General features: G+C 41.3%; 4 protein-coding genes. 2 read left to right on the forward strand and 2 right to left on the reverse strand.

The window, feature by feature from the left end; genetic code table 11:
* Nucleotides 1–48 precede the first annotated feature (48 nt).
* Nucleotides 49–1,236, forward strand: a complete 1,188-nt coding sequence (tuf, locus tag A5875_RS22865; RefSeq protein WP_088935902.1) for an elongation factor Tu — start codon at nt 49–51, stop codon at nt 1,234–1,236.
* 117 nt (nt 1,237–1,353) lie between these two features.
* On the forward strand, nt 1,354–2,397 hold the full coding sequence (locus A5875_RS22870) for a glycerol dehydrogenase (protein ID WP_088935903.1): 1,044 nt from the start codon (nt 1,354–1,356) through the stop codon (nt 2,395–2,397).
* Between the two features lie 29 nt (nt 2,398–2,426).
* Here A5875_RS22870 and A5875_RS22875 read toward each other — a convergent pair whose 3' ends face one another.
* Both A5875_RS22875 and A5875_RS22880 read right to left on the reverse strand, forming a co-directional pair.
* Nucleotides 2,427–3,164 (reverse strand): amino acid ABC transporter ATP-binding protein, encoded by a 738-nt coding sequence (locus A5875_RS22875; RefSeq protein WP_088935905.1) that lies wholly within the window; start codon nt 3,162–3,164, stop codon nt 2,427–2,429.
* A gap of 12 nt (nt 3,165–3,176) precedes the next feature.
* The gene (locus A5875_RS22880; RefSeq protein ID WP_088935904.1) at nt 3,177–5,339 is read right to left on the reverse strand and encodes an amino acid ABC transporter substrate-binding protein/permease; all 2,163 of its coding nucleotides are present in this window, start codon (nt 5,337–5,339) and stop codon (nt 3,177–3,179) included.
* Between the last annotated feature and the right edge of the window lie 18 nt (nt 5,340–5,357).

The following is a 5,357-nucleotide window of genomic DNA, read 5'->3' on the forward strand; positions in this document are numbered from 1 at the left end:
ACACTATATCCGTAAGAATTTTTACACTTTTTAGGAGGTTTGTTTATTATGGCAAAAGAACATTATGATAGAAGTAAACCACACGTTAATATTGGTACCATCGGTCACGTCGACCACGGTAAAACAACCTTAACGGCAGCAATTACAACAGTACTAGGCAAGAAAGGTCTAGCAAACCCTCAAGACTACGCTAGTATCGATGCTGCACCAGAAGAACGTGAACGCGGAATCACTATTAATACTGCACACGTTGAATACGAAACTGAAAAACGCCACTATGCCCATATCGATGCTCCAGGACACGCGGACTATGTTAAAAACATGATCACCGGTGCTGCTCAAATGGACGGTGCGATCTTAGTAGTATCTGCTACTGACGGCCCAATGCCTCAAACACGTGAACACATTTTGTTGTCACGTCAAGTAGGTGTTAAATACTTGATCGTCTTCTTGAACAAAGTCGACTTAGTTGATGATGAAGAATTGATCGATCTAGTCGAAATGGAAGTACGCGAATTACTTTCTGAATATGGTTTCCCAGGCGACGATATTCCAGTTCTTAAAGGTTCTGCTTTGAAAGCTTTAGAAGGCGACCCTGAACAAGAACAAGTAATCATGGACTTGATGGATACGGTTGACGAATATATCCCAACGCCAGAACGTGACACTGACAAACCATTCTTGTTGCCAGTCGAAGATGTCTTCTCAATCACAGGACGCGGGACTGTAGCATCTGGTCGTATCGACCGTGGTGAAGTCAAAGTCGGTGATGAAATTGAAATTATCGGGATCAAACCTGAAGTTCAAAAAGCTGTCGTAACGGGACTTGAAATGTTCCGTAAAACATTGGATTATGGTGAAGCCGGCGATAACGTTGGGGTTCTATTACGTGGTATCACACGTGATGAAATCGAACGTGGGCAAGTATTAGCTAAACCAGGCTCGATCACACCACATACGAAATTTAGCGCAGAAGTATATGTATTGACGAAAGAAGAAGGTGGCCGTCATACGCCATTCTTCAACAACTACCGTCCTCAATTCTACTTCCGTACAACAGACGTTACCGGCAACATCGTATTGCCAGAAGGTACTGAAATGGTAATGCCTGGCGATAACGTAACGATCGACGTTGAATTGATCCACCCAATCGCTGTAGAAAAAGGAACAACTTTCTCTATTCGTGAAGGCGGACGTACCGTTGGTTCAGGTATCGTAACTGAAATCGAAGCATAAATCAGCTTTATTAAGCACACAGCATTTGACGCTGTGTGCTTTTTTCATGCTTCAGGTCACCTTGCAACTGTTTTCTTTGATTGTTATGATGAATTAAAATGGTCAAAAGGAGCAGGTATGGAAAAAGTTTTTGTCAGTCCGATGACATATCGGCAAGGAAAAAATGTTTTGTGGAATCATTTGAATGATATTTTAGCCTTTGGTCAAAAAGGTTTGCTGGTGACAGATCAATTTGTTTATCAAATGGTCGGTGAGCGCTTGCTGGAAGAACTGACCGTTCAAGGCGGGCAAATTACGAAGTGGTTAGTGGAAGAGGAGCGAACTACTGCTGATTTTGATTATGTGATTGCTTTAGGTGGCGGACGAGCGATTGATCTAGGCAAGGCCTTGGCTTTTGAAACGAGCAGCCGCTGCATCGTTGTTCCGACATCTGCGTCAACCGATGCGCCTACTTCGCGGATTTCTGTGAAGTATCAAGACGGCTATTTTGCAAAGTATGATTACTATGCTCAAAGTCCCGATTTGGTTTTAGTCGATACAGCTATTCTGATTGAGAGTCCCGTTCACTTTTTAACTGCGGGAATTGCTGATGGATTATCAACTTCGATAGAAGCTAGGACAGTGCGTGAGAATTCAGGTGTAAATACTTTAGGAGCGGCACCAACATTGGCAGCCGAAGCTATCGCAGAGAAATGTCGCGAAGTTTTATTTGAGCACGCAGAAGCAGCAGTTGAAGCAAACAAAGAGCATGAAATCACACCGGCCTTTGAAGCTGTTGTTGAAGCAAACACGTTGTTAAGCGGAATTGGTTTTGAATCGGGCGGATTGAGTATCGCCCATGCCTTGCATAATGCGATGGTTAGTCTATGGGGAAGAGAAATTAAGGGAAGTCATGGACAAATCATAGCACTGACTACTTTGCAGCAATTACAAATCGAAGGTCGCGAAGAAGAGTTGAGGAAATACCAAAGGTTATTCGAACGATTAAATCTGCCGATCACTTATGAAGCCCTATCGATTTTTCCTTCTGCTGAAGAATTAAAAAAAGTCGCTGAATTGGCATTTTCACCGGAGGATGGAATTATCCGCAGCCAGTCGCCTGCGACGGAAGAAGAAGTTTTTAAGACATTGCTAACATTCAGAAAAACCCGTGAAATCTAAACTGATTTCACGGGTTTCGTGTTTTAAAATTAAATATTCAATACTTTATTTAAGAAGTCTTGTGTTCTTGGATTGTGCGGATTATTGAAGACTTGTTCTGGTGTACCGTCTTCAAGGATTTTACCACCATCAGTAAAGATCACGCGGTCAGCCACTTCTTTGGCAAAGCCCATTTCGTGAGTCACGATGACCATGGTCATTCCTTGCAAAGCTAGATCCTTCATAACTTTCAATACATCTCCAACCATTTCTGGATCGAGCGCAGAGGTAGGTTCATCAAACAGCATAACATCAGGGTTCATTGCTAAAGCACGAGCGATTGCCACACGCTGCTTTTGACCACCTGAAAGACTATCAGGATAATCATCACGTTTTTCAGCTAAGCCTACTTGTGTCAATAATTCTACGGCACGTTTATTAGCCGATTCTTTCGTTTCACCCTTCAAATCAAGCGGAGCTAAGGTGATATTTTCTAAAACGGTCAGGTGAGGGAACAAGTTGAAATGCTGGAACACCATTCCGATATGTTGACGCACTAAGTTGATATCAGTGTGCTTGTCAGTCAAATCCTGTCCATCAATAATAATTTCACCTAATGTGGGTTCTTCTAAATGATTCATACAGCGCAAAAAGGTACTTTTACCTGAACCAGATGGTCCGATGATACAAACAACTTCACCTTCGCTGATGGTGATATTCAAGTCATTTAAAACGGTGTTGTCACCGAATTTTTTCACTAAATGATTTACGACAATTTTCTTATCCATTCTATTTTCCATCTATTTCACCTTCTTATCTAAACGGTTCGCTAACTTAGTCAAGATCGTGATCAAGATCAAGTACATGATCGCGATGATCAAGTATACGTAAGAACTTTGCGTTGTCCGAGCCACAATAATTTTACCTGTTTGCAGTAATTCTACAACACCGATGGCTGAGATAATCGTCGTATCTTTCAAACTGATAACGAATTGATTGATGAAAGAAGGAATCATGATTTTCACAGCTTGCGGTAAAATAATTTTCTGCATCGTTCGATTATAAGACAATCCTAAACTTCGCGAAGCTTCCATTTGTCCAATTGGAACGGCATTGATACCGCCACGCACGATTTCAGCAATATAGGCACTCGCATTTAAAGTCAAGGTAATGATCCCGGCCGCAAAGTCAGGAATCTTGATACCTGTAATACCTGGCAATCCGAAGAAAATGAAGAAGGCTAATACCATCATTGGTATTCCTCGGATGATGTCAATGTAGATACCAGCTAAAGTACGTAGTCCACGAACTGGAGATACTCGGAACAATCCAAAGATAACGCCTAGGACTAAAGCAAGCGCAAATGACACTAATGCTAAGACGATCGTTTTCCATAAACCGTCTAACAAAGATTTGTAGTTGTTTTTCAACAAACCAGTGATCGTTGATTCATCAACAGCATCTTTTTTATCTTCTTTCTCAGAGCCGATGTATTTATTGACGATTTCATCGTATTCACCAGTACGTTTCATTTCTTTCAAGGCTTCAGTAAACATTTCGCGAAGCTCAGCATTTTGGCCTTTCTTCACTGCGAAACCATATTCTCCACCGACTTCACGCTTGATCGGAGTTTTTAAAGCCTGACCCTGATTCACTGCGTAACCGATGACAGGGTAGTCATCCATCATTGCATCGATTGAATCGACCTTTAGTGCATCATATAATTGATCGGCTGCATCAAAGCTCTTAATCGTATAACCATATTCCTTTTTATGTGATTCTAAGAAATCTGCACTTTCAGTACCAACTTTGGCACCAACTGTTTTCCCTTTTAAATCTTCATACGATTTGATGTCTTTATTATCTTTGGCAACAGCGAGTTGAATCCCGCTTTGGAAATAAGGATCAGAAAAGTCATAGTTAGCTTTTCGTTCATCTGTAATTGTCATCCCGGCGATCATACCATCAGCTTGACCAGATTCTAAAGCCTGCATCGCAGAGGAGAAGCCGATAAATTTCATATCTAATTTGAAACCTTGCAGCTCAGCCGCCCGTTTCAGCAAATCAACGTCGATCCCTTTATATTCGCCATCGCTGTCTTTATATTCAAAGGGTGCAAAAGCAGAATCACTGGCAACAACATATACATCTTTTTTAGGTTCGATTTTCTTCATTTCACCAGAAGCGGTTTGATCGCCGGAACCAGTAGAAATGTACTCGCTGACGATTTTATCGTAGCTGCCGTTTTTCTTTAAATCTTTCAAACCTTGATTGAATTTCTCAAGTAATTCCTTATTTTCACCTTTTTTAACAGCGAAACCGTAAGAGCTGCCTTTTTCTGGATCGCCGACCAATTTGAAGGGTTGACCATTTGTTACAGCATAACCAAGAACAGGGTAGTCATCAAAAATCGCTTCGACATTCCCATTTGTCAGGGCATTATACATCGCATCTGCAGCTTCGTATTGTTTGATTTCGTAACCATATTTGTCTTTGTTCTTATCTAAGAAGGTTGCACTTTCCGTACCGATTTTCGCAGCAACCGTTTTGCCTTTTAGATCTTTGTAATCCTTTATGTCTTTATTATCATTTTTAACAGCCATTTGAATCCCGCTGTCAAAGTAAGGTTCAGAAAAGTCAAAGGTCTTTTTCCGTTCGTCTGTGATGCTCATCCCAGCGATCATACCGTCTAGCTGATCGGATTGTACACCTTGGATCGAGCTGTCAAATCCTAGCGGGCGTAAATCTACTTTGAAGTTTTGATCCTTAGCAATCTGGTTAAGTAAATCCACGTCGATTCCTATGTATTCGCCATCAGAGTTTTGAAATTCGAAAGGAGCAAAAGTCAGGTCCGTTCCGATTTTATATGTTTTTTCCGCGGCGTCAGACTTGCTGGCAAAGCCCAGTGTGAATATACTTGCCACCAAGAAAACAACGAATGGAATTAATTTGTTTTTTCTCATAATAATCCTCCTAATTAC

It is taken from the genome of Enterococcus sp. 3H8_DIV0648 (assembly GCF_002140655.1).
Lineage (GTDB): Bacteria > Bacillota > Bacilli > Lactobacillales > Enterococcaceae > Enterococcus_A > Enterococcus_A hulanensis.

Bases quoted from the DNA above. Each gene is read 5' to 3' on its own strand.
- A5875_RS22875 (WP_088935905.1), bottom strand. From the start codon at position 3,164: ATGGATAAGAAAATTGTCGTAAATCATTTAGTGAAAAAATTCGGTGAC.
- A5875_RS22880 (WP_088935904.1), bottom strand. From the start codon at position 5,339: ATGAGAAAAAACAAATTAATTCCATTCGTTGTTTTCTTGGTGGCAAGT.
- A5875_RS22870 (WP_088935903.1), top strand. From the start codon at position 1,354: ATGGAAAAAGTTTTTGTCAGTCCGATGACATATCGGCAAGGAAAAAAT.
- tuf (WP_088935902.1), top strand. From the start codon at position 49: ATGGCAAAAGAACATTATGATAGAAGTAAACCACACGTTAATATTGGT.